This window comes from Acrocarpospora catenulata (genome assembly GCF_018476525.1).
Taxonomy (GTDB): Bacteria; Actinomycetota; Actinomycetes; order Streptosporangiales; family Streptosporangiaceae; genus Acrocarpospora; species Acrocarpospora catenulata.
Map to the genome: position 1 here is coordinate 31,400 of NZ_JAHCST010000014.1, position 26,682 is coordinate 58,081.

The 26,682-nt window shown below is 69.8% G+C and carries 22 protein-coding genes; 13 read left to right on the plus strand and 9 right to left on the minus strand.

The window, feature by feature from the left end:
* Positions 1–164 precede the first annotated feature (164 nt).
* The 9 genes from KIP79_RS16825 to KIP79_RS16865 all read left to right on the plus strand — a co-directional run bounded on the left by KIP79_RS16825 (position 165) and on the right by KIP79_RS16865 (position 9,629).
* Positions 165–2,114 carry a branched-chain amino acid ABC transporter permease gene (locus tag KIP79_RS16825; protein ID WP_214105762.1) on the plus strand — a complete coding sequence of 650 codons (1,950 nt, stop codon included), beginning with the start codon at positions 165–167 and terminating at the stop codon, positions 2,112–2,114.
* Positions 2,111–2,857: an ABC transporter ATP-binding protein gene (locus tag KIP79_RS16830; protein ID WP_214105924.1), complete on the plus strand. Its 747-nt coding sequence runs from the start codon at positions 2,111–2,113 to the stop codon at positions 2,855–2,857. Before KIP79_RS16825 ends, KIP79_RS16830 begins: the two co-directional genes overlap by 4 nt.
* The gene (locus KIP79_RS16835; protein WP_214105763.1) at positions 2,854–3,576 is read left to right on the plus strand and encodes an ABC transporter ATP-binding protein; all 723 of its coding nucleotides are present in this window, start codon (positions 2,854–2,856) and stop codon (positions 3,574–3,576) included. Before KIP79_RS16830 ends, KIP79_RS16835 begins: the two co-directional genes overlap by 4 nt.
* A gap of 76 nt (positions 3,577–3,652) precedes the next feature.
* Complete coding sequence (locus KIP79_RS16840) at positions 3,653–4,858, plus strand: ABC transporter substrate-binding protein (protein ID WP_214105764.1); 1,206 nt, start codon at positions 3,653–3,655, stop codon at positions 4,856–4,858.
* Between the two features lie 16 nt (positions 4,859–4,874).
* Positions 4,875–5,687, plus strand: a complete 813-nt coding sequence (locus tag KIP79_RS16845; RefSeq protein WP_214105765.1) for an SDR family NAD(P)-dependent oxidoreductase — start codon at positions 4,875–4,877, stop codon at positions 5,685–5,687.
* A 26-nt stretch (positions 5,688–5,713) separates the two neighbouring features.
* Positions 5,714–6,796 carry an LLM class flavin-dependent oxidoreductase gene (locus tag KIP79_RS16850; protein WP_214105766.1) on the plus strand — a complete coding sequence of 361 codons (1,083 nt, stop codon included), beginning with the start codon at positions 5,714–5,716 and terminating at the stop codon, positions 6,794–6,796.
* 33 nt (positions 6,797–6,829) lie between these two features.
* Entirely contained in the window at positions 6,830–7,207 is a 378-nt protein-coding gene (locus KIP79_RS16855; protein WP_214105767.1) for a nuclear transport factor 2 family protein, read from the plus strand.
* 103 nt (positions 7,208–7,310) lie between these two features.
* Entirely contained in the window at positions 7,311–8,495 is a 1,185-nt protein-coding gene (locus tag KIP79_RS16860; protein ID WP_214105768.1) for a flavin reductase, read from the plus strand.
* A 3-nt stretch (positions 8,496–8,498) separates the two neighbouring features.
* Entirely contained in the window at positions 8,499–9,629 is a 1,131-nt protein-coding gene (locus KIP79_RS16865; RefSeq protein WP_214105769.1) for an MFS transporter, read from the plus strand.
* Between the two features lie 3 nt (positions 9,630–9,632).
* Here KIP79_RS16865 and KIP79_RS16870 read toward each other — a convergent pair whose 3' ends face one another.
* On the minus strand, positions 9,633–10,310 hold the full coding sequence (locus KIP79_RS16870; protein WP_214105770.1) for a GntR family transcriptional regulator: 678 nt from the start codon (positions 10,308–10,310) through the stop codon (positions 9,633–9,635).
* 76 nt (positions 10,311–10,386) lie between these two features.
* Here KIP79_RS16870 and KIP79_RS16875 point away from each other — a divergent pair, with 76 nt between their 5' ends.
* A complete protein-coding gene (locus tag KIP79_RS16875; RefSeq protein ID WP_214105771.1) occupies positions 10,387–11,424 on the plus strand; it encodes an NADP-dependent oxidoreductase in 1,038 nt (345 codons plus the stop codon).
* 59 nt (positions 11,425–11,483) lie between these two features.
* On the opposite strand, the gene KIP79_RS16880 is transcribed toward KIP79_RS16875, so the two are convergent.
* The 3 genes from KIP79_RS16880 to KIP79_RS16890 form a co-directional block, all read right to left on the minus strand.
* Positions 11,484–12,125, minus strand: a complete 642-nt coding sequence (locus tag KIP79_RS16880) for a M15 family metallopeptidase (RefSeq protein WP_214105772.1) — start codon at positions 12,123–12,125, stop codon at positions 11,484–11,486.
* A 124-nt stretch (positions 12,126–12,249) separates the two neighbouring features.
* Positions 12,250–13,962 (minus strand): FG-GAP repeat domain-containing protein, encoded by a 1,713-nt coding sequence (locus KIP79_RS16885; RefSeq protein WP_214105773.1) that lies wholly within the window; start codon positions 13,960–13,962, stop codon positions 12,250–12,252.
* Positions 13,963–14,079: 117 nt separating this feature from the next.
* Positions 14,080–17,082, minus strand: a complete 3,003-nt coding sequence (locus tag KIP79_RS16890) for an AfsR/SARP family transcriptional regulator (protein ID WP_214105774.1) — start codon at positions 17,080–17,082, stop codon at positions 14,080–14,082.
* A 503-nt stretch (positions 17,083–17,585) separates the two neighbouring features.
* Between KIP79_RS16890 and KIP79_RS16895 the strand changes: the two genes are divergently transcribed.
* Positions 17,586–19,016 (plus strand): hypothetical protein, encoded by a 1,431-nt coding sequence (locus KIP79_RS16895; protein ID WP_214105775.1) that lies wholly within the window; start codon positions 17,586–17,588, stop codon positions 19,014–19,016.
* A 165-nt stretch (positions 19,017–19,181) separates the two neighbouring features.
* Here the strand turns inward: KIP79_RS16895 and KIP79_RS16900 are convergent, their stop codons facing one another.
* The 5 genes from KIP79_RS16900 to KIP79_RS16920 form a co-directional block, all read right to left on the minus strand.
* Entirely contained in the window at positions 19,182–20,426 is a 1,245-nt protein-coding gene (locus KIP79_RS16900; protein WP_214105776.1) for an acyl-CoA dehydrogenase family protein, read from the minus strand.
* Positions 20,427–20,516: 90 nt separating this feature from the next.
* Positions 20,517–21,455, minus strand: coding sequence for an aldo/keto reductase (locus tag KIP79_RS16905; protein WP_214105777.1), 939 nt, complete (start codon positions 21,453–21,455; stop codon positions 20,517–20,519).
* 181 nt (positions 21,456–21,636) lie between these two features.
* A complete protein-coding gene (locus tag KIP79_RS16910; RefSeq protein ID WP_214105778.1) occupies positions 21,637–22,320 on the minus strand; it encodes a hypothetical protein in 684 nt (227 codons plus the stop codon).
* A 4-nt stretch (positions 22,321–22,324) separates the two neighbouring features.
* Positions 22,325–23,383 carry a DUF7405 family protein gene (locus KIP79_RS16915; protein WP_214105779.1) on the minus strand — a complete coding sequence of 353 codons (1,059 nt, stop codon included), beginning with the start codon at positions 23,381–23,383 and terminating at the stop codon, positions 22,325–22,327.
* Complete coding sequence (locus tag KIP79_RS16920; protein WP_214105780.1) at positions 23,380–24,102, minus strand: SDR family oxidoreductase; 723 nt, start codon at positions 24,100–24,102, stop codon at positions 23,380–23,382. Before KIP79_RS16920 ends, KIP79_RS16915 begins: the two co-directional genes overlap by 4 nt.
* Positions 24,103–24,213: 111 nt before the next feature.
* Between KIP79_RS16920 and KIP79_RS16925 the strand changes: the two genes are divergently transcribed.
* Positions 24,214–25,059, plus strand: coding sequence for a sulfurtransferase (locus KIP79_RS16925; protein ID WP_214105781.1), 846 nt, complete (start codon positions 24,214–24,216; stop codon positions 25,057–25,059).
* 87 nt (positions 25,060–25,146) lie between these two features.
* A complete protein-coding gene (locus KIP79_RS16930) occupies positions 25,147–26,589 on the plus strand; it encodes a SidA/IucD/PvdA family monooxygenase (RefSeq protein WP_214105782.1) in 1,443 nt (480 codons plus the stop codon).
* The last annotated feature ends 93 nt before the right edge of the window (positions 26,590–26,682 follow it).

Here is a 26,682-nt window from a genome sequence, read left to right on the forward strand (position 1 = left end):
CGGTGAGGTCCCGCCCATCGGCCGCATCGGCCTCACGGGTCTCCGAACGGGCAAGTGAAACCCTCGGTCCGTGACTATTGTATTCAAGATACTGAATCCGTATATTCCTGATTGGCTGACTACGGTCACTCCACATCCCGGGCAGGACGAGGAAAGGGGTGGGCATGGATCTCCTCATGCAACACCTGTTCAACGGCGTGGTCGCCAGCTCCGTATACATGCTCATCGCGGTCGGCATCACGCTGGTGTTCGGGCTGACGCGGCTGATCAACTTCGCGCACGGTCAGTTCCTCGTCATCGCCGTCTTCGTGGCACTCGACCTGATCACCGCCGGAGTGCCGTTCGTCTTCGCCGCCGCGGCCGCCGTGGTGGCCGCCGGTGTGATCGGCTGGCTCAGTGAACGGCTGCTGTTCCGCTTCACGATGGACAACCCCTACAACGGACTGATCATCGGCCTGGGGCTGCTGCTGGTGCTGGAGTCGGCGGCCTTCAAGATCTGGGGCGGCTTCCAGGTCGGCGTCCCCGCCGCGGTCACCGGCGGCGCCGGCCTCGGCGACACCTACTTCGCCTGGAACCGGGTGCTGGTGCTCGTCGTGGCGGGCCTGGTCACGGCAGGCCTGTTCCTGCTGCTGGCCAGGACCAGGCTCGGCGCGCAGCTGCGGGCCGCGCACGAGAACCCGGTCGCGGCCGCACACGTCGGCGTGAACGTCGGGCGCATGGTCACCGTCGCCTTCGTGGCCGGCTCCGCGCTGGCCGGGCTGGGCGGGGTGTTCTACGGGACGCTCCAGCCCGTGGGCGCCTTCGACGGCGCGCACCTGATCCTCAAGGGATTCGCGGTCGCCCTGCTGGGCGGGCTGGGGAACGTGTCGGGGCTGGCCAAGGCCAGCGTGCTCTACGGCATCGGCGAGACGCTGGTCGCGGGTTACGGCCGCGCCGAATACGTCCCGTTCTTCACCTACGGAGTGATCATCATCGTGCTGCTCGTGCGGCCCGGTGGTCTCTTCGAGAAGCACCCGCCCAGCGACTCCACCTTCGCCCGCTCCTCCCGGGGCGTGGCCAGGGCCGAGCGGCACAGCCGGGTGGAGCGGCTGCTGGGCGGCGCGGCCTTCGTGCTGCTGCCGATCGTGGTCTTCGAGGCGGTGGGCACCTCCAGGCTCCAGTCACTCGTCCTGCTCAGCGTCCTGTACGCCATCCAGGTCTACGCGCTGGCGTACGTGTACGAGACCACCGGCGTGCTGTCGATCGCGCAGGGCGGCCTGATGGCCGTGGGGGCCTACTCGGCCGGGGTCATCGCCGTCCACCTGGGGCTCGGCTTCTGGTGGGCGCTGCTGGTCGCGGTGCCGCTGACGGTGGCGGCCGGCGCGCTCCTCGGGCTGGTCGTCTCCCGATGTACCGGCCACTATCTGCTGCTGGTCACGCTGGCCTTCTCCGCGCTCGTCACCCAGCTGACGCTGACCGCCATCGACCTGACCAACGGCGACAACGGGCTGATCCTGCCGGAGAAACTGCCCGAGATCGGCCCCCTCACCTTCACCGACCTCCGGTCGCAGTTCTACCTGGTGTTCCTGGTGGCGCTGCTGGCCGCCTTCGGCCTGCGCCGGTTCAAGTCGACCCGGTTCGGCCTGCAGCTGTCGGGCGTCCGGGAGAACGAGAGCCTGGCCCGCTCCATCGGCCTGCGGGTGGGCAGGGCCAAGGTCGGCGCCTTCGCGCTGAGCGGAGCCGTGTCGGCCGTGGGGGGCGTGCTCTACCTCTACACGCAGACCGTGATCGTCCCCACCTCGTTCGACGCCGTCTTCAGCATCAAGATCGTCATCATCCTGGTCCTGGGCGGGGTCGCACTGGCCGGCCCGCTGGTCGCCTCGATGGTCTTCGTGCTGCTGCCCGAGCTCCTCCAGCTCGATCCGGTGGACCAGCAGTTCCTGTTCGGGGTGCTGCTCATCATGATCATTCTGCTGCTGCCGCGCGGCCTGGTCCCGGCGCTGATCACCGGCTACTCGGCGCTCCGGTCCCGGCTGCTTCCCGCCCGCCACCCGGCCACGGCCACCGGCCGGCCCGAAACCGGCGGCGACGCTGTCCGGTCCCCGTCCGAGCTGGTGCGAGAGGAGATCTCATGACGACCCTGCTGCGCGGCGCCGGGGTGACCGTCCGGTTCGGGGCGCTGGTCGCCTGCGACGCGGTGGACATCGACATCGTGGCCGGGGAGATCCTCGGCATCATCGGCCCCAACGGCTCGGGGAAGAGCACCCTGCTGCGCGCGCTCTCCTCGGTCCACCCGCCCACCCAGGGCAGCGTCTTCTGGCACGGCCGGGAGGTCACCGGCTGGAAGGTCGACAAGCTGGCCCGGCACGGGCTGGTCATGGCCTCGCAGAACCAGATGGTCTTCGGCGGGGTCACCGTGCGGGAGGCGCTCGCCATCGCGCACAGCTGCCGCCCGAAGGGCAAGCGGATCGACGAGGCGCTCGCCGGGGACAGACTCGTCGCGCTCGTGGGCCTGGAGGCGGTCCTGGACGCGCTCGCCTCCGATCTTCCCCTGGGCTACCTGCGCCGGCTCGGGATCGGCATCGCGCTGGCGGCGCAGCCGGAACTGCTGCTGCTCGACGAGCCGGGGGCCGGGCTCAACGACTTCGAGACCCGCGAGCTCAAGTCCCTGCTGCTGACGCTGCGGGACCTGGGCGTCACCGTCGGCATCGTCGACCACGACATGACCCTGATGGTGTCCATGTGCGACCGGGTGGTGGTCCTGGACGCAGGAAAGAAGCTGGTCGAGGGCCCTCCGCAGGAGGTCATGAAGGATCCGCGGGTCATCGAGGCCTACCTCGGCACCCCGATGGAGATCGCGATGGAGGACAGGTCGTGAGCACCGCCGAACTGGAGATCTCGGGACTCACCGCGGGGTACGGCGGCGTCGTCGCCGTCAAGGACGTCAGCCTGTCGGTACCCGCGGGCACGACCGTCGCCCTGCTCGGAGCCAACGGCGCGGGCAAGAGCACCATCCTGCGCAGCGTCTCCGGCCAGGTGAAACCGCGCTCCGGCGACATCCGGCTCAACGGGGAGTCGCTGGTGGGGCTGCGCCCCGACCAGACCCTCGCCCGCGGGGTGGCCCACGTGCTCGAAGGCCGGCAGGTGTTCGCGCAGATGACGGTGGTGGAGAACCTCCGTCTTGGTTCCGTCCGGCGCGGGCGCGACACCCACGAGGAGACCATCGCGCTGCTGCTGGACCACTTCCCGGTGCTCGCGGAGAAGGCCAGGCAGCCGGCGGGCCAGCTGTCCGGCGGACAGCAGCAGATGCTCGCCATCTCGCGCGCGCTCATGTCGCGCCCGCGGATGCTGCTGCTCGACGAGCCGTCGCTGGGCCTGGCGCCGGTGATGCTCCCGACGATCGTGGAGCTGATCCGCTGGGCGCAGACCACGTTCGGGGCCGCGGTCCTGATCGTGGAACAGTACAGCGCGCTGGCCCTGCAGGTCTCGACCTGGGGTTACGTGCTGCGCAACGGGCGGCTCGTCGCCTCCGCGCCCAGTGCGGAACTGGCGGAGGGCGACGCCATCAATACCGCCTACTTCGGTGTCGACCCCTGACCGCGGCGCTCGAATCGATCTTTCGGGGAAAGGCACGGGCTCGGACGCCCACGTCCGGGAGAACCAAAGGAGAGTCATGCGTAGGAAGTTCGCGGTTGTGGCCGCCGTCCTCTCAGTGTCGACGGCCGCCGCCTGTGGCTCGGACGGGGGAACGAGCGCCGGCGACGATCATGTGATCGAAATCGGGGCGGTGCTGTCCCTGACCGGCCCCTTCGCCGCCCAGGGCGAGGCCCACCTGGGCAGCATCAAGCTGGGGATCGACCAGGTGACCAAGGCCGGTGGCATCACCGTCAACGGCCAGAAGTACACCTTCACCGTGACGGCCAAGGACTCGGCCAGCGACCCCGCCAAGGCGACCGCGGGCGTCCTGGGCATGATCCGCGACGAGGGCGTCAAGTTCCTGATCGGCCCGGCCGACACCCCGTCGGTGGTCGCGGCGGAGTCCGTGGTCACCAAGCAGAACGTGCTGTGGCTGGCCGGGTCCACCTTCATCTCCGGCCGGCTGGAGGAGAAGGCCGGGGACCCGGCCTTCGCCAAGGTCTTCGGTACGAACCCGAGCGCGGCCACGGTGTTCCCGGCGGCCGTGAACGGGGCGATGCAGTACCAGCCCGACACCAAGACGGCCGCGATCGTGTGGCCGTCCGGGGCCGCCTCCGACCCCTACGTCGAGCTGATCGAGAAGGCCTTCACCGCCAAGGGGGTGCAGGTGGTGGAGAAGCTGCGGTTCGACATCGCCAGCACCGACTTCTCCGGCATCCTCACCAAGCTCAAGTCGTCCAAGCCGGACATCGTGTTCACCGGCACCACCAGCGGGGCCGTCCAGGCCTTCGCCTCCCAGGCCGTGCAGCTCGGCAGCCCGTTCGGGAGCATGATCGTCCTGGGGGCGACCGCCGGGACCGGGCTGACCGGCGACAACGGCAAACCGCTGCCCTTCCCGTACATGTACATCATGAACCGCGGCCTGGACCCGTACACCGGCAACCCGGACGTCGCCCAGCTGTTCCAGCAGTACGAGCAGGTCAACGGCAAGCAGCCGGCCCTGGACGCGCAGCTGTACGCGACGGAGTTCACCTCCTCGATCAACGCGCTGGCCAAGGCCATCGAGCAGGCGGGGACCGTCGACGACCCCGACGCGGTGGCCAAGGCGCTCAAGACGGTCAGCGTCAACGCCGGAAACGGCGAGGTCTCCTTCGCCCAGAACGGGGTCCTGCAGGCGCCCATCGCGGTCTGCGAACTCCGCGCCGGCAACGGGACCTGCAAGCTGGTCACGCCCGGACAATGAATCGGCAGGAGCGGAGATGAGGTTCGAGCCCAAGGTGGACGGCGTCGCGATCGTGACCGGCGCGGGGTCCAGCGGACCGGGCTTCGGCACCGGCAAGGCCAGCGCGGTGCTGCTGGCCAGGTCCGGGTGCGGTGTGGTCGTGCTGGACAGTGTGGCGGAGCGGGCCAGGGAGACGGTCGAGCTCATCGAGTCTGAGGGCGGTCGCGCGGTCGGCTGTGTGGGCGATGTCCGCGACCCGGCCCTCGCCCAGCGTGCCGTCGACGCCGCGGTGGACACGTTCGGGAAGCTCACGACCCTGGTCAACAACGTCGGCGTCTTCCGTTCCGGCACGCTCGCGGCCATGACCGACGAGGACCTGGAGCTTCAGCTGGGCGTCAACCTCAAGGGGATGCTCTTCCTGACCCGGGCCGCGGTGCCGGCCATGGCCGCCGCGGGCGGCGGCTCGGTGGTGAACATCAGCTCGATCGCCGCCCATCGCGGGGTCTCGAGTTCGGGCACCGTCGCCTACACCGCCTCCAAGGGCGCCATCGAGGCGGTGGCCACCGTCCTGGCCGCCGAGCTCGGGCCCCAGGGCATCCGGGTCAACACCGTGGTGCCGGGTACGCTCAACACTCCGCTGCTGCAGCTGACCCTCACCCCGGAGCAGATCGCCGATCGCCAGCGCACCGCCCCGCTGGGGCCGGGCGGCGACGCCTGGGACGTGGCCAGGGCCGTGGTCTTCCTCGCCAGCCCGTGGGCCCGCTGGGTCTCGGGCGCGGTCATCCCGGTGGACGGCGGATTCCTGACGACCTCACCGGCGATGTTCACCGGCGCGGTCGACACGAATTGAGCCCCTTGACGAAGAAAGGCTTCGAGATGAAGTTCGCATTGTTCCAATCGCCGCACACGCCGCCCGAGCGCACGCCCCGCGAGGTGTACGACTGGGTCGTCGGCCAGGCCATCGTGGCCGACCAGGCCGGCCTCACCGAGTACTGGGTGGGTGAACACGCGACGGTGGCCTGGGAGCCGGTGCCGAACCCGGAGATCGTCCTGGCCGCCGCCGCGGCGCAGACCGAGCGCATCAAGCTCTGCCCGGGAGCCCACCTGCTGCCCTACCACCACCCCGCGTCCCTGGCCGTGCAGGTGGCGTGGCTGACGCACCTGGCCGAGGGCCGCTACATCCTCGGGGTCGGCGCCGGCGCCTACCCGTCGGACGCCGCGCTGCGCGGCATCACCGACATGCGGGGCAACCACGAGATGGTGGTGGAGGCTCTGGAGATCATGGAAAAGGTGTGGGCGTCCGAGCCGTTCCACCACGAGGGCAGGTTCTGGAAGGCGGGCTATCCGGAGACCAAGGAGGGACAGCTCCCGCTCCGCGACGTCCGGCCGTACGGCGGCAAGGTCGAGATCGCGATGGCCGGCACGAGCTCGCCGTCCAAGTCCCTGGCGTTCGCGGGCTCGCGCGGCTACATCCCGCTGTCGGTCTTCTCCGGCAACGAGCGGGTCGCGCAGCACTGGGCCACCTTCTCCGAGGCCGCCGAGGCGGCCGGTCACCCGGTCGACCGGTCCATGCTGCGGGTGCAGCGCGACGTCTTCGTGGCCGAGACGGACAAGGAGGCGCGCAAGTGGGCCATCGAGGGCGGCCTGGGCTACGCGTGGAGCCAGATCCTCCTTCCGCACTTCAAGCGGCTGGGGCTGCTGGAGGGCCTGGTGCCGGGCGTGGCCGACCCCCTCAGCGTGGACCTGGACTACCTCGCCGACCACGTCTGGATCGTCGGATCCCCCGACACCGTGGCCGAGAAGCTGGCCGCCTGCCTGGAGGAGAGCGGCGGGTGGGGCACCACCCTCGTCCCCGGGCACAACTACGCCGCCAACCCGGAGCCCTGGAACGAGTCGCTCCGGCTGATGGCCGCGGAGGTGGCCCCGAGGCTGAAGAAGCTCGCCCCGGCCGCCGACTGATCGTCCGTTCCCACCACCGTCAGAGGAGTTCATATGACCCAAGAGGAACTGTTGGCCGTGGCCGACGCGTACGTGGAGTGCTACAACTCCGACGACCTCGTCACGATGAAGACGCTGATGAGCGAGGACGTCGAGGTCACCCACCACAACCGGGGGGTGCACCGGATCGGCAGGGACATCGTCTTCGCCGGCAAGGCGGGCGCCGCGGCCGTCATCCCCGACAAGCACTTCCGCGATCGCCGGCGCATCGTCGCCTTCGACGACGTGGTCCTCATCGAACACACCTGGGCGGCCACCGCCAAGGCTGACATGCCCGGCTTCGCCAAGGCGGGCGAGTCGATCGAGCTCGAACTCTGCACCGTCATGACCATCCGGGACGGCAAGATCGTCAAGTACGACGACTACGGGTGAGCACCACGAGGTCCCCGGTGACTCCCGATGAGCACGTGACGTCACTCTCCGTTGCGGTGACGTCACGTGCGCGAAAGCGTGGTCAGTGAGGAGAGGTGCAACGATGACCATCGATGGTCCCGCATACCGGCGGGCGCTGGGGCGGCACCCGACCGGAGTGGCCCTGGTGACGGCCCTGGACGCCGCCGGAGACCCGGTCGGCATGATCGTCGGGACGTTCTCGTCGGTCTCCCTGGATCCGCCGCTGGTGAGCTTCATGCCCGACCGCTCGTCCACCAGCTTCCCGAAGATCAGGGAGGCGGCGCGTTTCGCGGTCAACGTGCTGAGCTCCGAGCAGGCCGAGGTGTGCCGCTCCTTCGCGGCCCGGCACCCGGACCGCTGGGATCGCATCGCCTGGCGGCCCACGCCGGGCGGCGCCCCGTCGCTTCCCGACGCGCTGCTCTGGGTCGAGTGCGAGCCGCACGCGATCCACGAGGCGGGGGACCACTACATCGTGATCGGCCGGGTCACGGCGCTGGGCGAGGGCATCGACGCTCCGCCCCTGGTGTTCTTCCGCGGCGGCTACGGGCAGTTCACCCCGGCCTCCCTCGTGCTCGCCCCCGAGATCGACCTGCTGCCCCAGATTCGGCTCGCCGACCTGGCCAGGGCGGAGATGGAACAGATCGCGCAGCGCACGGGCCTGGAGTGTGTCGCGCAGGCGCTGCTGGGCGACGAGCTTGTCTTCATCGCCAGCGCGGGCGTCAGCCCGCACGGCCACGCGCCCACCCGGGTGGGGTTGCGCATCCCGCTGATCCCGCCGCGAGGAGGTCTGTTCGCCGCCTGGCAACCTCCGGAGCACGTGCGGTGGAGTCGCAGGTTCCGGCACGTGGGCGAGACACCGGCAGGCTGGTCCCGCATGCTCCACCGCATCAGGGAGCGCGGCTGGTCGATCTGGCTGGCCGACGACTCGGCCGAGCTCGACCGGCTGTTCGACGCGGCCTCCGGCGGCGAGATCACGACCGATCTGGTGGAGCGGGTGTCCCAGGCGATCGACAAGCTCGCGGCGTCCGTCGAACCGGCCGACCTCGACCCCGGGGAACGGTGCGCGGTGCGCTTCCTCGGCGCCCCGGTCTTCGGGACCGACGGCAGGGTCCAGCTCGCCCTCCGGCTCCTGGGTCTGCCGCCCGAGATGTCCTGGGCGCACATGCGGGACCTGGCCGCGCAGCTGGTGGCGGGCGCCGATCGTGTCACGCGGCTGCTGGGCGTCGATCCGGATGCCTGCCGTGCGCGCGACGCCGTCTCGGCCTGACCGATGCGGCGCGCCTGCGGGGTCGCCGTCCTCGTCGTCGCCGCGATCGCCGTCGACATCGCGACGGTCCTGCTGGTCGCGCTGCTGGGGGTCGTCGGGCATGAGCTGGGCTGGCTGGTCGGCGTGGCCGTGGCCGTGTACTTCCTGGGCGGGAGTCTCGCCGCGGCCGTGCTGGGCAGGCGGCTGGAGGCCCTCGGGCCGCGCCGGGTCGCGTCGGCGGCCGCCACCGGCAGCGCGGTGGCACTGCTCGCCGTCGCGCTGGCCGGCCAGTGGCCGCCCGTCCTGCTGCTGGCCAGCGGCTTTTCGGGAGCCGCCTTCGGGCTCACGCTCCCCTCGACCAACGCGGTCCTGGACGGGGTGGTCGCCCCCCGGCGGCTGGTGGTGGTGCTCTGCGTCAAGCAGGCCGCCATCCCGATCGGGCTCATGACCTCGGCCTATCTGGGCACCGCCGCGAGCGGAATCAGCTGGCGGGTCCCTTTCGCCGTCGCCGCGGCGGGGGCACTGGCCGCCGTCGCAGGCTTCCGCGCCGCGCTCCGGCGACCGGTGCCACATTCCCACACGGCCGGGGCCGGGCCGCCGGCCGGGCCCTTGCGACCCGGCCTGGCCACGCTCGGCTGGCTGACGCTGCTGGCGTCGTTCCTGCCCGGAGCGCTGACCGGGTACGCCTTCGCCGCGCTCGTGGCCGCCGGCTTCGCGGCCCAGCACGCGGCACACCTGCTCATCGCGGCCAACCTTCTCGGCATCGCCTCGCGGATCGTCTCCGGGCTCTTGGCGCAGACGCGCCCGGAGCGTACGGACCTGGTGATGGCCGGCATGATCCTGACCGGGGGAGGGGGCGCCTTGCTCCTGGCCGTGGGGCAGGCGGCCACCTCGGCGCTGGGGATCCTGGTCGCCTTCACCTTCGGCTGGGGATGGTCGGGGCTGATGTTCGCCGGCGCGATCCGCAGAGGACTCGGGCGTCCGGCCCGGGCGGGCGCGGTCGTCCAGTCCGGCGGGATGCTCGGCTCCGCCGCCGGGCCGCTGGTGATGGCCGCCGCCGGCAGTGTCGACGAGCCGCGGCTCGGGTGGCTGCTGGTCGGCGGCCTGGCCGTCGCCGCCGGAGGCGTGCTCTGCTGGAGCCTGCGTGCCCGGTGACGGTCAGGACGCCTTGGTGTCCTCAAGCAGGTCGATTCCCCTGAGGATGGAGTCGAGGGACGCGTTGATCATTTTTCGGGTCAGTTTCAGGACATGCTCGGTGTCGCGGTCCCGGATGGCGGCGAGCAACTGTTCGTGGTTGGCGAGGGAGTTGGTGAGATGCGCGGCGTTCTGTACGGCGATGTACCTGAAGCGAAGGGTGCGCCGCCAGAGGCCTTCCACGAGTTCGACCAGCACCTTGTTGGGGCAGGCCCGGTCGATGACGCCGCGGAACTCGCCCACCAGTTGCAGGTAGGCGTAGGTGTCCGCCTCGGCGGCCGCGGCCCGCATCTGCCGGAGGACCTCCGCCAGCCGGAGGGTGTCGGCCTCGGTGATCTGCGGCATGGCCAGCCTGACGCACTCGATCTGGACGAGTTCCCGGCAGGCGTACAGGGCGGCCGCGTCCGTTTTGCTGGGCGGGGCGACCGCGGCCCCTCGGCGGGGCTCGATGTGCAGCAGCCCGTCGGCCGCGAGTTTCCGGATCGCCTCACGGAGCGGGGACCGGCTGACGCCCAGCCGTTCGCAGAGTTCGATCTCGTACAGGCGTTGCCCGGGCCGCAGCTCGCCTCGCACGATCATTTCGACCAGCCGGTCCATCACGGCGGCGTGCAGCAGCGGAACGTTGAGCGCGTTCGCTCCCATGGGTCGCTCTCCTGTCGAACATCGACGCGTATATGCTTTGATTATTGTATACTGAGTTCAAGATAGTGGCGGGACGATGGATCGAATTCCCGATGGCCAGAGCGAAGCGACCGAGCTACGGCTGCGTGCCTACCCGAGGGACACTCTCCATGAGGAAGACTTCGAGTTCCATCGTGCGCCGGTGCCTCGCTCCCTGGAAGCCGGGGAACTCCTGCTGGCCAACTCATGGCTGTCCCTCGACGCGTCGGCTCGCCTTCGCATGCGCGAGTCGGACTCGCCGTACATGCCGAGGATCACACTGGGCGCGCCGATCAGTGGTTTCGCCCTGGGGCGCGTCCTGTCGTCGCGCCGCCCGGGCTTCGCCGAGGGCGATCTGGTGCTGCACAGCTCCGGATGGCGCACGCACGCGGTGATCCGGGCCGACGAGACCGGCTGGCGGGGCCCGCACCGGATCGCCGAGGAGCCGGGCCTGCCCGAGGCCGCCTACCTCACCGCTCTGGGTCCCGCCGGGCTGACGGCGTACGTCGGGATGGTCAAACTCCTGGATCCGCGCCCCGGCGAGGTCGTCTACGTCTCCGCCGCCGGAGGCGGTATCGGCAGCCTCGCGGTGCAACTCGCGAAGTTCGCGGGCGCGCGGGTGGTGGCCAGCGCGGGCAGCGCCGAGAAGCGGGACTTCGTCCTGGGGCTGGGGGCGGACGTGGCACTCGACAGACGCGCTCCCGACCTGTCCGCGGCGCTCAAGGCCGCGGCTCCCGACGGCATCCACGGATACTTCGACTGCGTGGGAGGACCGGAACTCGAAGCGGCGATCGACAACGCCCGGCCCCGCGCCCGCATCGTCATGTGCGGAACGGTGTCGAACTACGACACCCAGTCGGCTTCGGCCCCGCGCAACCTGTTCGACATCGTCGCCAAGGAACTGTCCGTGCAGGGTTACCTGACCAGGTCCTACGCCGAACTCCTGCCCACCGTCCAGGCGGAGATGGCCAAACTGGTCCGCGACGGACGCCTGCGGGATCGGGTCACCATCCTGATGGGCATCGACAGTGTGCCTCGCGCCTTCGTGAGCCTGTTCCGGGGGGAACACATCGGGAAGCTGTTGATCCAAGTCTGAACCAGTCCTTACCCCGGTGCGGGCTGTCGCGACCGGTTGCTCGCGACAGCCCGTTCACCTCAGGAGCCGGGCAGCGTCGCCGGGCCGTAACGGGCGGCCGATGCGCCGGTGACGCAGGCCCAGTAGCGGTCGCCGTACGACCAGTGCCACCACTCGGTGGGGTAGTTGACCAGGTCCACCGCGATCAGGGCCGCGCTGAGGATGCGGCGTCGCGCGGCGGCCTCGGCGGAGATCTCGGTGCTGGCGGTGTGGCAGGCCTCGGTGTCGGTGTCGTTGACCTCGGTGCCCAGCCACAGCTCGGTCCCGTCCGCATCGCACAGGGTCAGGTCGACGGCGGCTCCGGCGACGTGCGGGGCGACCTCGGGCGGCGAGATGTAGCGGCTGGCGCGTCGGTGGTACCAGTCGTGGTCCTGGCCCGGGTGAGTGACGCGGAGCCGGTCGACGTGGGCGTCGAAGTACCGCGCCTGCAGTTCGATCGGCCGGAAGCCTTCGACGATCAGGAAATGCAGTCCCGGCGGCAGCAGGGACTGCGCGGTGACCAGACGATCCACGACGCTGACGCGGAGGTGGGCGTAGGCGGTTCCGGTGTCGGCCATTCGCGAATCCACGCGTAGCGCCTGAACGGTGCGGAGATCAATCAGTACTTCGCCGGACTCCTCGATCGGCATCCGACTGATCGCGGGATCGGAGAGCAGGATCATGCTTGTCCTTTCGGTGGTCGCGCCTGGATAGCCCGGTAGGCCGCCCGGTCAAAGATCGGACGGCCTACCGAGCTGGTTGGGGGGTGAAGATCATTCACTCCACGAGTGGGAGGAGATGCGCCGGCTAGATGGTCTTGGTGCGGATGTGCTCCCAGGTGCCGGGTCCGGAGTCCCAGACCATGCCGGGGGTGTTGAAGCCGCCGCTGGTTTTGGCGGTCCAGGTGAACAGTCCGGTGCGGGCGCCGGGGTAGTCGTAGAAGGCGGCGATGTCGGTCAGGCCGTCGCGGTTGAAGTCGCCGGTGGCGAGTTTGGTGCGGGGCTGTTCCCAGGTGCCGGTGCCGGAGTCCCAGACCATGCCGGGGGCGTTGAAGCCGCCACCCGACTTGCCGGACCAGATGAACAGGCCGGTGCGGCCGTTGGAGTAGTCGTAGAAGGCGCCGACGTCGCCGTAGCCGTCGCCGTTGAAGTCGCCGCTGACGGCCTTGAGACGGGCCTGTTCCCAGGCACCCGGTCCGGAGTCCCAGACCATGGTCGGGGCATTGAACCCGCCGCTGGTCTTGGCGGTCCAGGTGAACAGTCCGGTGCGGGCGCCCGGGTAGTCGTAGAAGGCGGCGATGTCGGTCAGGCCGTCGCGGTTGAAGTCGCCGGTGGCCATCTTGGTGCGGGGCTGTTCCCAGGTGCCGGTGCCGGAGTCCCAGACCATGCCGGGGGCGTTGAAGCCGCCACCCGACTTGCCGGACCAGATGAACAGGCCGGTGCGGCCGTTGGAGTAGTCGTAGAAGGCGCCGACGTCGCCGTAGCCGTCGCCGTTGAAGTCGCCGCTGACGGCCTTGAGGCGGGCCTGTTCCCAGGCGCCGGGGCCGGAGTCCCAGACCATGGTCGGGGCGTTGAACCCGCCGCCCGTCTTGGCGGTCCAGGTGAACAGTGCGGTGCGGGCGCCGGGATAGTCGTAGAAGGCGCCGATGTCGGTCAGGCCGTCACCGTTGAAATCGCCACTGACCGGCTTGGTGCGTGAATGCTCCCAGGTGCCGGGTCCGGAGTCCCAGAGCATGCTCGGCCAGTTGAACCCGCCACCGGCCTTGGCCGACCAGACGAACAGGGCGGTACGGCCCCCGCCGTAGTCGTAGAACGCGGCCACATCGTCAAAGCCGTCGCCGTTGTAGTCGGCTGGTATCCCCGTGCCGTCCGTAGGCGGAGACGACGGTGCGACCGTGTCGTCGACGATGTTCTTGTAGCGGATCGGCCGGTAGTTCTGCATGCTCGACCATGACTCGTCGCCCTTTTGGCCATGAGAGTTCGCGTTGGGACCCTTGGCCCAGTCGTCCTGCCAGCCGTCGCCGTCGGGGTCGGGCCCGCCGTTGAGGGAGTAGGTCCACGCGCCCTGGGTGTGGTCGCTGGAGTTCTTCCACCCGGCGAACAGCTCGATGTGGCCGGACTTGAGGATCGCGTCCCCGGGCAGCAGATCGTGCAGACTGGCCAGGTACGTCTTCCCGGACCAGCCCTCGAAGTCGGTGGTGCTGTTGCCGCCCTTGCCGGCGTTGGCGGTGATGTGCCAGGCCATGGAGACCAGCCCGGAACAGTCGGGACCGTATTTGTTGTCGCCTTCGACGTCGGTGTAAAGCGTGTTCGAGGCCCGCGTGAGGTTGTATCGTACCCCGCGGTCGACCCAGTTCTGGGCCCGGGCGAGCACCTCGGAGCGGGTGATCGTGCCGTCGGGCGAGGAGGCGGCGTGCGCCGGTATGGCGAGCGCGACCGTGGTCACCGTGACGCCCGCGAAGCCGAGGGTGGCGGCGAGCATGGAGCCGAGGGCGCCGGAGATCAGGCGGTTCAGTTTCATCCGTACCTTCCGGTGTGGAGAGTGTTGCTTCGTGCTGACACCGGAAGGTTCGAACGGGGTGCTGAAACTTCGTTGAAAATCCGTGGAGGGCGGCTTTCAGCGGATGGCCAAGGGCTTTCAGAGCGTGGCCGCACCCCTGGTGAGCTCGCCGTATTCGCGGGCGCCGTACAGGTGGAAGACCTTGACCGCCCGCTCCCTGAGCACCGCCGCCGTCTCGGCGTCGCCCCGCGCCTCGTGCAGCAGCGCCAGGTCGCGTTCGGTGCGGGCCCGCCAGAGCGGGGCGTCCATGCCCTCCCACACCTCCATCGCCGCGGTCAGGCAGGCGGCCGCGTCCCTCAGGTGGCCGTCGGCCAGATGAAGTTCGCCGAGGGTGCGCAGGGTGACCCCCAGCCCCCAGCGGTCACCCATGGCCTGGCAGATCGCCACCACCCCCTCCAGCGGGCCGAGGGCCACGTCGGTCCGGCCCTGGCGCAGGTGGGCCTTGGCCCAGGCACGGACCGAATAGGCCTCCAGCAGCTTGTCGCCGAGCTGGGCGAAGACGGCCCTTGCGGCTTCCGCGGTTTCGATGGCGGGGCCGTACTGGCCGTTGGCGCGGTGGAACAGGCTCATGGTGCGCAGGGTCACCGCCTCGCCGCGGCGGCTGCCGGTGCGGCGGTAGCCGGCCAGGCACTCCTCCAGGGCGGACCAGGCGGCCGGGTAGTCGCCGCGCTCCAGCCGTACCGAGGCGGCCAGCCGCTGCGGGTATCCGACGTCCGCGCCGAGCTCCCTGAGCAGCGCACTGGCCTGGTCCAGGAAGTGCAGCGCCTCGACCAGGCGGCCCGCCTCGCGGCAGATCACGCCCAGTCCGGACAGCACCACCGCCTGGCCATGCGGGTCGCCGAGTCCGCGGAAGGCGCCGAGCGCCTCGTCCAGGACCCGGCGCGCCTCGGGGAAGCGGTCCTGGTCGTAGCGGAGCTGCCCCAGTTCGGCCAGCATGGTCGCCTCGCCGTGCCGGTCACCGGCGCGGCGGGCCGCGGCCAGCGCGGCCTGGGTGATCCGCTCCCGGGACTCGAACCTGTTGACGCCCAGGAACGACGGCCCCAGCCGGGCCGAGGCGAACTGGCAGACCAGCTCGTGCAGGCCCAGCGCGGCGGCCCGCTCCAGGCCGACCACCAGCGCGGGCTGCTCGATGTCGAACCAGTCGTGCGGGGCCGCCAGCACCCGCGCGATCAGCTCGCCCGAGACCGGGGACGCCGCCGTGGCGGGGCGCGGCCAGCCGATCTCGTCGGACGGAGCGTCGGCGGTCATCTGGTCCGCCAGGGTCAGCCAGCCGCCGAGCACCCGGCCCACGCCCGCCGCCAGCGCCTCGGCCGGTTCCTCCGCCTCGGCCCGCTCCCGCCCGTAGATGCGTACCAGGTCGTGGACGCGGTAGCGGGGAGTGCCCAGTTCGTCGACCCGGCTGAAGTCCACCACCTGTGCGTCGACCAGCCGCTCCACCGTGTCTTCCGCCTGCGACTCGGGCATGCCGGTCAGCCAGGCGACGATCCACGGGGCGAATTCCGGAACCCCCAGATGGCCCAGCCGCCGCAGCGCCTGGCTCGCGTCGGCGTCCAGCCCTCGGTAGCTGAGCTCGAAACCGGCCCGCACCTCCAGGTCGGCGATGGCCAGCTCGTCCAGCCGGCGGCGTTCGTCGGTCAGCCGGTCGGCCAGCAGCCGCAGCGGCCAGCGCTGGCGGGTGGCCAGCCGGGCCCCGGCGATCCGGATCGCCAGCGGCAGCCGGCCGCACAGTTCGACGATCTCCCGGGCCACGGGTTCCTCCGCGGCCACCCGGTCGGCCCCGACGATCCGTACCAGCAGCTCGACCGCCTCGTCGGGCTCCAGCACGTCCAGGTCGGTACGGCGGACGCCGGCCAGCCCGCCGAGCCGGTTGCGCGAGGTGATCAGCACGGCGCAGCCGCCACCGCCCAGCAGCAGCGGGCGCACCTGTCGCTCGTCGGCGGCGTCGTCCAGCAACACCAGCACCCGGCGCCCGGCCAGCAGACGGCGGTAGAGCTCGGCCCGCTCCGCGGTGGCGGCCGGGATGGCGGACGCCTCAACGCCGAGCGCCTGGAGGAACCGTCCCAGCACCTCACCGGCGTCGGCGGGGGTCTCGCTCATCCCACGCAGCTCCGCGTACAGCTGCCCGTCGGGAAAGGCCGCCGCGGCCTGGTGGGCGACGTGCGCGGCCAGCGCGGACTTGCCGCTGCCGCCGCGCCCCGCGATGACCTGGATGGTCGAGGCGGGTCCCGCCGTCAGCGCCGTGACCAGGGCGGAGGTCTGGAGAGCGCGGCCGGTGAAGTCCGCGGGCACCAGCGGAAGCTGGGCCGGTACGGCGACCTGGGGCGTCCGGTCCGACGACTGCGCCAGCAGGGTCTGGTCACCCCGGAGGATCGCCTGATAGAGCGAGGTCAGCTCGGGTCCCGGGTCCACCCCGAGCTCCTCGACCAGCACCTGGCGTCCTTCCCGGAAGCTGGCCAGGGCGTCGGACTGGCGGCCGAGCCGGTAGAGCGCGGTCATGTACTGGCCGCGCAGCCGCTCGTTGGCGGGATGGTGGCCGACCAGCGCGGCCAGTTCGGCCACCAGCTGGCCGTGCCTGCCCAGCGCCAGGTCGGCGGCCACGCGCTCCTCGGTGGCGGTCAGCCGCAGCTGCTCCAGCCTGGCGGCCTCCCCGGCCAGCAGGGAGCCGTGCAGTCCTCCCAGGGCCGGCCCCCGCCACAGCGCCAGCGCGCCGCTGAGTAACTCGGAGGTCTCCTGGGGCGTGGCCGCCCGGCGGGCCATGGTCAGCAGTTGGTCGAAGAGGTCCACATCCAGCGACCCGGCAGGGAGCTGCGCCAGATATCCGGGCGCGCGGGTCTGGATCACATCCGCGACGCCGTGCCGGGCCAGCGTCTGCCGCAACGTCTTGACGTACGTCTGGATCGCCGCCTTGGCGGTTTCCGGAGGATCGTCCGGCCAGATGATGTCGATCAGCCGGGCGATCGGCACGATGTGCCCGTGCTCCAGCAGCAGCGCCGCCAGCAACGTCTGAGGCTTGGTCCCGCCCAACGGGACCGCCACCCCTCCGGCCATCACCTCAACCGGCCCGAGCAGCCGAAACTCCACCGCCACTCCCTGTCACATCAGCTGGACGACGGCCCAGCCAGATCCGGCCGCCGTCGGGTCAGTGGTGCAGTTGGTACAGCTGATCATCCCGCACCCCGCTATAGGCGCGGTATATGCCCTGGAAGAAGCCCCTTTGCGGCTGCGGTGTCCGCTGTCGCTCACAGCTGGTCAATAGAGCTGCTCCGCCCCGATTCGGCGCCCGCCGACGACGAAGAAACGGATATAACGGACACGCCTGACATGCCGGCCGCGTTGGATCAGGAGCGTGCGCCGCCGGGAAGGTCTGTCCCGGCTCTACCCGGAATCGATCGGCGCGGCCGCGTACGGCGACCACGGGACCGCCATCCACCCAGTTCAAACTGGATTCGGCAGGCACGATCCACCAGGCCGCACGCGATATCAACATCCACGCCGCGAGCTACGAAGAGCCTCCCCAGCCGATCCCGTTCACCGAGGAGGAACTCGCCCGCCTCGATCCCGGCTACATCGTCGAAACCGAGACCTTGCCGGCCCTCGTCCAGGCCCTCGCACCCGGCCGGGTCCTGACCCTGGTCGGTTCGTCCGGCACCGGCCGGACCACGCTGGCTGGTGCCGCGCTGGCCCGTTTCCACCATGAGCGGCGAGCGCGGATAGCCGTGTTCCCCAGAGGAATCGATCCGCGCCGGTTGCGGCGGACGGACCTCACCGACCGTTCGGGATACCTCATCGACGCCGGGGACGCCGACTGGACGCGCACGGTGAACGAACCCGTGTTCCGGTATCTGCGTCATCTGGCCGCACGGTCCAGATGCGCCTTCATCGTGCTCATGAACGAACGGGCCCACCTCACCGAGGTCCAGCGGACGTCGAACGTCTTCACCCATGTTCCGCCGCCCGCGATCCAGGTATCCGAGCGATGCCTGGCATTCGGTCTCCGCGATCAAGGAAGCGAGACAGCCGACAAGGATGCCGGTCGGCTCGCCCAGCATGAGCGGATCCGTGAGGAACTGGCCAATGGCACCCGCCCCGCGGAAGCACACGCGCTGGCCGCGTCGATTCTCTGGCGTCACCGGCAGGGCGGGGCGCTGGACGAGGTCGTCACCGAGGTCTGCGACGAGCGGCCGGAACGGCTGCGTGAACGCGCTCGTGAACTGCTGGCCCGCCGCGACGAGCCGGACGGGAGGGACAGGACGCACCGGCAGGGGAAGGAACCGTGGATCGAGGACAAGGCAGCCAGGGAGTCGCTGCACCGCCGGAGTTTCCTGCTGGCCCTCGCGGTCCTGGACGGAAAGCCGATGGTCACCGTCACCTCGGCGGCCCTGAAACTCGTCGAAGAGGTCGACGCCGTCCGCGATGATTCGACCACCCCGGAATCAACGTGGTCGGCCTTCGACGAATCCCTGGCAGGCTGGCTCACGTACGCGCAGGCGGAGGACGAGAACCACGGCGACACCCCCGGGACCTGCCCGGAGACCACGCTGATGGAGGCGATCGAGAGATGCCGGCCGCGATTCCAGCGAGTGATCGAGGACAAGGTCCGGGAGGTGGCCAGGGACTTCGAGCCCCAGCACGCCAGGCACGCGGAGACCGAAGCCAACAGGCAGGTCCAGAGCGTCCGGGTCGTCCAGGACGACGTCCAGTTGGAGTGCGCGGCCGTGGTCCTCGTCGCCCGCGAACAGCCTGTCGTGCGGCGTCGTCCGCGCTTCATCCCCAGAATCACCGTCTCCCGCAGGACGGTGGCGCTCGTTACCGGTACCCTCCTGGTGGCGGTGACGGGGCTGGGCCTCCGCGGAGCCCCGGACGCGCCGGATTCGCGGGAGATCCGTGCCCAGGCAGAAGCCGTCGGCCAAGTACTGGGCGCCGACCAGGCGAACATGGCCGGTCGCGAGACGGCGCTCGGCGAGGAGCTATGGAACCCGATCGCGTCCGCCTACGGGTTGCGGCTCAGGGATTGAGCAATCCGACCGCATTCCCCACTGCGCCAAGGGGACAGTAATCATGGCAATGCTCGCATGGCGAAGGCGTGGCCATCGTGTCCTACACGCGCTTCCAATCGCGACGGAGGATCCGTCGCTTCCCTTCGCCAGTTGCCGTGCCTGGCGCCGCCGGCGCGGCGTGCCTCAGAAGAGGATGGTTGGTGGCACCTCGTCGGCCAGGAAGTAACCTCCCGCGACTCCTGCCTTCCAGTCGCGGGAGTTGTGGTTCGCGACAGTGCGCGCATTGCGCCAGTGCCGGTCGAAGCCCAGCGTCCGGCTGGTGATGGAGCCGCCGGCGACGTCGAAGATCAGCTCACTGGCTCGGAGCGCGGACTCGATCGCTATGACGCCGGCCTGGGCGATGAGAATCGCGGACTCCGCACCCGCGGTGTGGGCCTCTGCTCCGGCAAGGCGCCACGACGCCTCCCAGTTCTCCGCAGCCAGCAGGACGACCGAGCGGGCCGCGAACGCGCGCGCGCCGATCTCGCCGACCGTGCGGCGGACGTAGTGATCGTCGATGCTCTTGTCCGCGGTGCTGTGCCTGATCGGACGAGCCTTCTCGCGAACGTACCAGACCGCGTCGTCGAACACACGTGCGGCGATACCGGCCTCCACGGCGGTCAGGTAGAGCTGTGCGCCGGAACCGTCCCGCCAGGGGTTGTCCTGAGCTGTCGTGTCGGTACTGGTGAGCTCTTCCTCGAAGACGCGGACGTTGGTGAGCCGGGTGGTGCCGCTTGCCGTGAGCCGTTGCCCGATGCCGTCGAAGTCGTCGATCCGTTCCACGCCCTCCCGGTCGACGGGAACGCGGAAGTACACGACATTGCCGTGCTCGTCCCTGGCGGTTCCACCGAACCAGGTCGCGTACAGCGCACCGGTGGAGTAGTACTTCTCACCGTTGAGCAGGTAGCTGTCCCCGTCTCGTCGCAGCGTGGTGTTGATCGTGCCGGTCGGTCCTCCGGTGCGTTCGTTGTTGGTTCCGGAGAACAGGTGGCCGGCGCGAACCTGCTCCAGCAGTTCGGCTCGACCCGGGAAGTCGGTCCTGGCCGACAGCCGGCTGCCGGCCAGGAAGCTGCCCCTGAGCGCCTGCGCCAGGGCGGAGTCGGCGCGCGCGAGGTCGATGACGAAGTCGAAGAGGTCGCGTTGCGACCCGCCGGCTCCGCCGTCGGCGGCGGGAACCGCCAGGAGGAGGATGCCGGTGTCGATGAGCCGCCGCACCTCGTCGAACGCGAAGTCGTGGCTCTCCTCGCGCTCGCGGGCAGTCGCACCGAGCCGGGCCAGCACGGGAGCGGCGGCGGCGCGGAGGCCGCTGACGGTCGGCACTCCGGTCAGTCTCGATTCGGCCGGGCGCGAACCATTGACGGCAGGGGGATCTACGGACTCGGTGGTCATCGGCTTCCTTCTGCGGATTTGGAACATTTTCTCGATCGACCGTGCCGGGGCGGCGCGCCGACAGTCACTGACCTCGGCGCGCCTCCCGGGCTACGTCCCGGCCGTGAATCCCGCCGCGCCAATCCGCCGCCAAGCCTCCGCCTGGATGTCCTGCGGCAGCGGCCCGCGCCGCACGGCTCGCGCGTTCGAACGGATGTGGTCGGGATTCGCGGATCCCGCGATCACCGAGCTGATGTGCGTGTTCCCCAGCAGGAGACGGAGCAGGAAGCCCGGAACGGTGTCCCCGTCGGACAGATCCTCCAGCGGGACCGAGGAGGGGGCGACTTCGGCTCCAGCGGCCGTCGGCTTGGGCCGGCTCAACCCCTGAGCTACTCCCCCACGAACAATCACTCCCGCGGAACGCTCCCCGGCAATGCCGAGGTACGGCTCGAGCGCCCGCTCGAACGGAGAATACGGAAGCTGGTAGGCCTGGAACTCCTTGATCTTGAGATGCGCGGGAAAGTGCGGAAGGACCGACGAGATGCCAATGGCCCGGACCTTCCCTTCGTCTCGCAACCGAATCAGTGCGTCCAACGTCCCCTGCGACTCCAGGATCTCCGGCGAGGGGCTGGCATGAAGCTGCAGGAGGTCCAGATGATCGGTCCTCAGCCGGGTAAGACTCTGCTCCACTCCCCGGCGGATGTGCTCCGGGCTGAAGTCGTGAGGGAGGAGCCCCGGCGGGGCGGTGGGCTGGTGCTCCAGCGGGCATCCCGCTTTCGTGGCCAGCAGAAATTCATCCCGCCGACCGGAGATCGCCTCGCCGATGATCTCCTCGGAGAGCCCGTAGTCGATGGAGGTGTCGATGAAGGTGATCCCTTCATCGAGCACCGTGTTGAGTACTTCATGCGCGACCTCCCGGGAAAGCGGGCGGGGGCGCCGGTGCACATCGGCGCCACCACGCAACTCCATCGCGCCATAGCCGAGAAAGGTGACCAACGGTCCTGCCGCCCAAAGAGGGCGCAGCGGCAGCGTGTCACTCGATGCGTTCACAAACTTCTCCGTCTCACCGACAACGACGACGTGGCCGTCAGGGCCACCATCGCCCAGTTGGAGTGGCGGCGATCACTGGGGTTGGATCGCCGTTTGAATAATCCGGTGCCCGCGGGCCTGGCTCTCGTACTGATGTGAAGGTTCGTGAGCGGCTCCTGGACGTGGCCGAGGAGTTGTCCGCTCAAACAAGGGTCTGGGACCGGCCACCGCGCGGATCACGGTCGAGCGGGATCAGGTCATCGGCGTGGAAGGTCACTGCGGCCAGCGTGACCACCCATGCGTGGCTGGTCTCCGCATCGTCAGCGGCCGGCTGCCAGCTGACGCCCTGGCGGTGGGTCGGGATCGCGATCAGCCCGCCAATATCTGGGTCCCAGGCGAGGACAGTGGTATAGAAGCCGGGAAAGTGGCCGACCTCGATCTCGCCGTGGGCACGTCGCAGCGGCTGCTCCGGACCGGGAGCCGCGCCGTCACCCCAGCTCCACGCTCGGACGCCGGAAGCGAAGGTCACCAGATCGCCACGGCCGATGTCCCCGAGCACAGCGTTTCTGGCACGGCCCGGCTCAAGGGTCGGCAGGAACTCCACTGCCGTGACGTGCTCGCGGAGCACGGCCGCGAGTTCGGAGTCAAGGGCCTCCAGGGACGTCAGCAATCGGCTACCGGCCCCGGGCGACCCGCCTGCCACGGCTCCAGCACGAAGCGTCACCAGGTGGTCGAGTGCCTCACGAAGCCGTGCTATCCGTATTCCGTCGGGCCCCTCAGCCGTAGTACCGACAGGGAGAGAGGGGTCGTCGAGAATCTCGCGTAGTGCCGCGACCGACTTCTCGTCGAGGGCGGCGGTGGACGCGACATCCGGGATTCCAGTCATGGTCTCAATTCCGGTGATGCGGGTAGGCGCGCGATTCGCGGGGCGGAATCCCGGCCGTCGCGCGGTGCGTGACATCGAAGAACGCGTTGATGCCGTTGCGCCGGCGGGCCCCGACCGAGTGGTGATAGCCCGTGCCGTCCGCGGCGTTCATGGTCGCGCGTGTGTTGTTGAAGTCGCGGAGTTCGCGCTGCAACGAGACGAAGTGCGTGCCCGGCTTGCCGTCCTCGACCGTGGCGAAGTCACGGCGATTGATCACCGGCACGTTGTCGACCCTCGCCCGGGCGGCCGCTTGCGCGTGCCCCACGATCCCGTGCTCGCGGACCGTCCGCTCGTACGACTCGTAGTCGCTCGGAGCGTCGTCGGAGAATCCATCCGCTTCGGCCGCCGTCACTGTCGGTGCGTAGAGGAGCGCCGCCTGCTCGTCACGGTCCTTGGCGTGCCATCGGTCCACATCGAGTTCGATCCGGCTGACGTGTTGCGTGGTGCCTCCGGCCAGCGGACCAGACAAGATCGTGATCGACTCTTCGGTGGCCTGATTACCGCGGAGCACGGAATGGAAACCGAGCAGGAGTGGCGCTGTCTTCGGCACGTTGAGATGGGGCAATGCCTCGCTCGCGAGCCCCGCGCCGACGAAGCCGGTGCGGAACTCGCGGACCTTCAGGTGCTCGCCCACGCCGTCATTCCCGAAGAGGATCTCGGTGGCCGACTCGATCACGTCCTGGTGGTCACTGGCGAGGTGGAAGATCGCGTGGGGTGTCTCCAGGACGGGGTCCTCCCAACGTGACATCTTGGACGGGACGGCGATCAGGCCGACGTGGTCCGTGCGCTCGTCCCACCAGGCCGGGCCCCAGCCGAGGGTGGTCAGCAGACCGTCCGGACCATAGGCGTAGCGCTCCTCAAGCGAACCCAGCCGCGACTCCAGCAGTCGCGCGGCGTCCTCGTCGGGGCTCTCGACCAGGTCGAGGAGGATCAGGCGGTGATGACGAGGCGGCACCGGGCGTCCCAGCTCGTCGCGTCCGAACGTCGCCTCCCACTCGTGCTGGCCTGCGGGCAGGTTGCTCATCCCGCCACCAACTCCCGGGCGAACTGCGCCTCGAAGTCGGGCACGAGCTTCGCGAACTGGCCGGCGATGTCGCTGCTCTCGGCGCCGGGGATGCTGAGGTTGTAGACCGCCGCGGTGCGCCCGATCGACACCTCGGGACTCTCGATGGCGGCCAGCGCGGCACGGGCCAGCGACTCGGTGCTGACCAGCCCGTCGGCATACTGATCCTGGGTCAGCCGGATCTGGTACGACGGATCATGGATCGCGGAGAGCCACGTGGCGCGAAGGATGGTCCAGGGATTGCGCCCGGCGCGAAGATGCGCCTCCAGTGCGCGCAGCGCGAGTGCGTGGACCCGGTAGTTGCGGTGGTTGACACCGTGGCCGGTGAGGAAGTGCGACAGCAACACGACATGAACGTCGGGCCGGTCGGTGCTGAGCCGGTCCAGCACCCGGTGGCCGATCGTGCGTCCAGCGGTGGGCCCGTCCTCGGGCTGCGCCATCACTCCCGAGCCACCGTTCAGCGAAGGAGAGAGGATCAGCGCGTTCGCTCCGGCAAGGAGGCGGTCCAGTTCGGCCTCGGTCACACCGCCGTCGGCGGGACGGGTGTAGCGGTGCCCGCGATCGCGCGCCAGCCGTTCGGCGATCTCGCGCGCGCCCCAGCCGCCGGCACGGTTGATCAGATGGAACTCGGTGGTGGTGGCCTCGGCGTACACCGGGCCCAGTTCGACGATGTTGACCATTGATACCGACTTTCTCGCTGGATGGCCCATCTTGGGGTAGTTTATCTATATATTTCCTACTTGAATACCATAGATTGAAACCCGCGTCCGATCGTCCCATGGGGGAAATCCGTGTCCAGCACCAGTAGCGCCGTCGACACCAGCGACGTCGTCATCACCGCCGAGCAGCTGCGAGATCAGCTGCACTCCGGGCGACCCGTGGTGATCCTGGAGGTGCGCCGCGAACCGTCCGACGAGGAGGAGTCGTCCGAGAGTCGCCTGCCAGGAGCACAGCTGGTGACGCTGACGACCGAACTGGTGGGGCCGAGAACGGCAGACTCGGGCGATTTCCCGCTGCCGACCGAGGACCAGATCCAGGACGCGGTGCGCCGCTGGGGTATCGACGACGACACCCTCGTGGTGGTCTACAGCCGCGAGGCTCCGGCGCTGGCCTCGCGAGCATGGTGGACACTGCGCTGGGCGGGCGTCCCTGACGTACGCTACCTCGACGGCGGCCTCCCTGCCTGGATCGCCATCGGTGGCGAGGTGAGCAGCGAAGTTCCCGCCATCCGGAAGGGCTCCTTCACGGTCGCTCCCGGGTCGCTCCCCGTCCTCAGCACCGAGGCGGCTGGCGCGCTGGCACGGTCGGGCGTGCTGCTCGACGCGCGTGACGACGCGAGGTACTCCGGCCATCCCGAGGGAGGCCACATCCCGGGTGCGCGGAGTCTTCCCGCTTCGCGCAATCTCGGCGCCGACGGTCTGCTCAAGAGCGAGGAAGAGCTGCGAACGGCGTACGAGGCGGCGGGGCTGAACGAACAGGCGCAATGGGGTGCCTACTGCGGCGGCGGCACGGCGGCGACGCTCAATGTGCTCGCGCTGGCAAGGCTCGGCATCACGGCCGCGCTCTATCCGGGCTCGTTCTCGGCGTGGAGTTCCGACCCGTCACGTCCGGTGGCGAAAGGAAACGAACCAGGCTGACACCGCGCCGACGGGGCCCGCGATGCCCCGGTTGGCGACATGAGCCACGCGGTTCCGAGTTGGTCGAAAGAGATGAGTTGTCTTGCCGTGGATCGAAACACCGCTGCCGATGAGCACGCCGTACGCGTGCTGCGTCATTTCGGTCCGGACCCAGCCAACTGGGTCCGCCCGAGCGAGGCAGATCACGACGTCGTGGTGGTCGGCGCAGGACAATCCGGCCTTGGGATCGGCTTCGCTCTCCGCCGCGCCGGCATCGGCCGAGTCTCCGTCATCGACGCCGCCCCACCTGGCCAGACCGGGGTGTGGACCACGACCGCCCGAATGGCGAGTCTGCGCACTCCGAAGAACTGGCCGGAGCCGGAGTTCGGCTTTCCGGAGCTCAGCTTCCAGGCCTGGTACGAGCTGACCCACGGGGAGCGTGCCTACCAGGACCTGACGCGCATTCCCCGGCTCGACTGGGCGCGGTACATCGACTGGATCGAGCGCCACATCGGCGTCCCGGTCCGCCACCACACCCGTCTGACCGGCATCAGGCCCGTCACGGACCGCCTGGAGTTGTCCCTTGCCATCCGGCATTCGGACGGCACCGAGACAACGGTCGCCGAGACCGCCAGAAAGCTGGTGCTGGCCAACGGCGTTGAGGGGACCGGCGGCCCCTACCTGCCCCCCGAACTCGACGGTCTGCCCCAGCGGCTGCTCGCCCACACCGGCCATCACATCGACTTCACGGCCCTCGTGGGGAAGACGATCGGTGTGCTGGGCGCCGCCGCGTCGGCCATGGACGCCGCGGGAACGGCCCTGGAGGCCGGCGCCAGGGAAGTGCATCTGTTCACCCGCCGCCCCGACCTGCTCATCCAGAAGGAAGCCGCCTCGCCGTTCGCCGACGCCGGGGCCCGGGACAACTACCATCGCCGTGGCGACGCCGCGCGTTGGCGGGATCGGGTGCTCGCCAGTCGGCGCGGCCGAAGCGCCCCGCTGGAGTCGGTCATCCGCGCGGCCGCCTTCCCGGGATTGCGCGTACACCTGAGCGCACCCTGGCTTTCTGCGCGGGCAGAGGGCGACGGGGTACGCGTCGAGGCGGCCGACGGCTCGCACCGGTTCGACTTCGTGATAGCCGGGACGGGCTACCGGTACGACCCGGCCACCCGCGAGGAACTGCGCGGGATCGCGGGCGAGATCGCGCTGTGGGCCGATCGCCATCAGCCGCCGGCCGACCTCCACGACGAGGCACTGGCGCGGACGCCGTACCTCAGCGACGGCTTCCACCTCGTGGAGAAAACGCCAGGCACGGCGCCGTGGATCAGCCGGATCCACGTGTTCTCGGCAGCCGCGCACCTGAGCTTCGGCTACCCGATCGGTGACGTGCAGAGCCTCGCGCCCGGCATCCCCCGCCTGGTCGACGCTCTCGGTCGCGACCTGTTCTTCGAAGACCAGCGGTCCCCCGCGGCGCCGGCGCCGGCCCAGAAGCCGGAGTCACTCAGGGATCACTACGCGCACGCGATCTGGTCGCCTGAGCCCAGCGGGCACTGACCCGGCGCCCCTCCTGACTTCCCTGGCGAAATTAAAGATCCGGAACGAGAAGGCCAGTCCGCACGGTCGGCCAGTTGCGGGATCGACGGACAA

Excerpts from the sequence above, each read along its gene's own strand:
- KIP79_RS16825 (WP_214105762.1), top strand. The coding sequence starts at position 165 with ATGGATCTCCTCATGCAACACCTGTTCAACGGCGTGGTCGCCAGCTCC.
- KIP79_RS16830 (WP_214105924.1), top strand. The coding sequence starts at position 2,111 with ATGACGACCCTGCTGCGCGGCGCCGGGGTGACCGTCCGGTTCGGGGCG.
- KIP79_RS16840 (WP_214105764.1), top strand. The coding sequence starts at position 3,653 with ATGCGTAGGAAGTTCGCGGTTGTGGCCGCCGTCCTCTCAGTGTCGACG.
- KIP79_RS16845 (WP_214105765.1), top strand. The coding sequence starts at position 4,875 with ATGAGGTTCGAGCCCAAGGTGGACGGCGTCGCGATCGTGACCGGCGCG.
- KIP79_RS16850 (WP_214105766.1), top strand. The coding sequence starts at position 5,714 with ATGAAGTTCGCATTGTTCCAATCGCCGCACACGCCGCCCGAGCGCACG.
- KIP79_RS16855 (WP_214105767.1), top strand. The coding sequence starts at position 6,830 with ATGACCCAAGAGGAACTGTTGGCCGTGGCCGACGCGTACGTGGAGTGC.
- KIP79_RS16860 (WP_214105768.1), top strand. The coding sequence starts at position 7,311 with ATGACCATCGATGGTCCCGCATACCGGCGGGCGCTGGGGCGGCACCCG.
- KIP79_RS16865 (WP_214105769.1), top strand. The coding sequence starts at position 8,499 with ATGCGGCGCGCCTGCGGGGTCGCCGTCCTCGTCGTCGCCGCGATCGCC.
- KIP79_RS16870 (WP_214105770.1), bottom strand. The coding sequence starts at position 10,310 with ATGGGAGCGAACGCGCTCAACGTTCCGCTGCTGCACGCCGCCGTGATG.
- KIP79_RS16875 (WP_214105771.1), top strand. The coding sequence starts at position 10,387 with ATGGATCGAATTCCCGATGGCCAGAGCGAAGCGACCGAGCTACGGCTG.
- KIP79_RS16880 (WP_214105772.1), bottom strand. The coding sequence starts at position 12,125 with ATGATCCTGCTCTCCGATCCCGCGATCAGTCGGATGCCGATCGAGGAG.
- KIP79_RS16885 (WP_214105773.1), bottom strand. The coding sequence starts at position 13,962 with ATGAAACTGAACCGCCTGATCTCCGGCGCCCTCGGCTCCATGCTCGCC.
- KIP79_RS16900 (WP_214105776.1), bottom strand. The coding sequence starts at position 20,426 with ATGACCACCGAGTCCGTAGATCCCCCTGCCGTCAATGGTTCGCGCCCG.
- KIP79_RS16910 (WP_214105778.1), bottom strand. The coding sequence starts at position 22,320 with ATGACTGGAATCCCGGATGTCGCGTCCACCGCCGCCCTCGACGAGAAG.
- KIP79_RS16915 (WP_214105779.1), bottom strand. The coding sequence starts at position 23,383 with ATGAGCAACCTGCCCGCAGGCCAGCACGAGTGGGAGGCGACGTTCGGA.
- KIP79_RS16920 (WP_214105780.1), bottom strand. The coding sequence starts at position 24,102 with ATGGTCAACATCGTCGAACTGGGCCCGGTGTACGCCGAGGCCACCACC.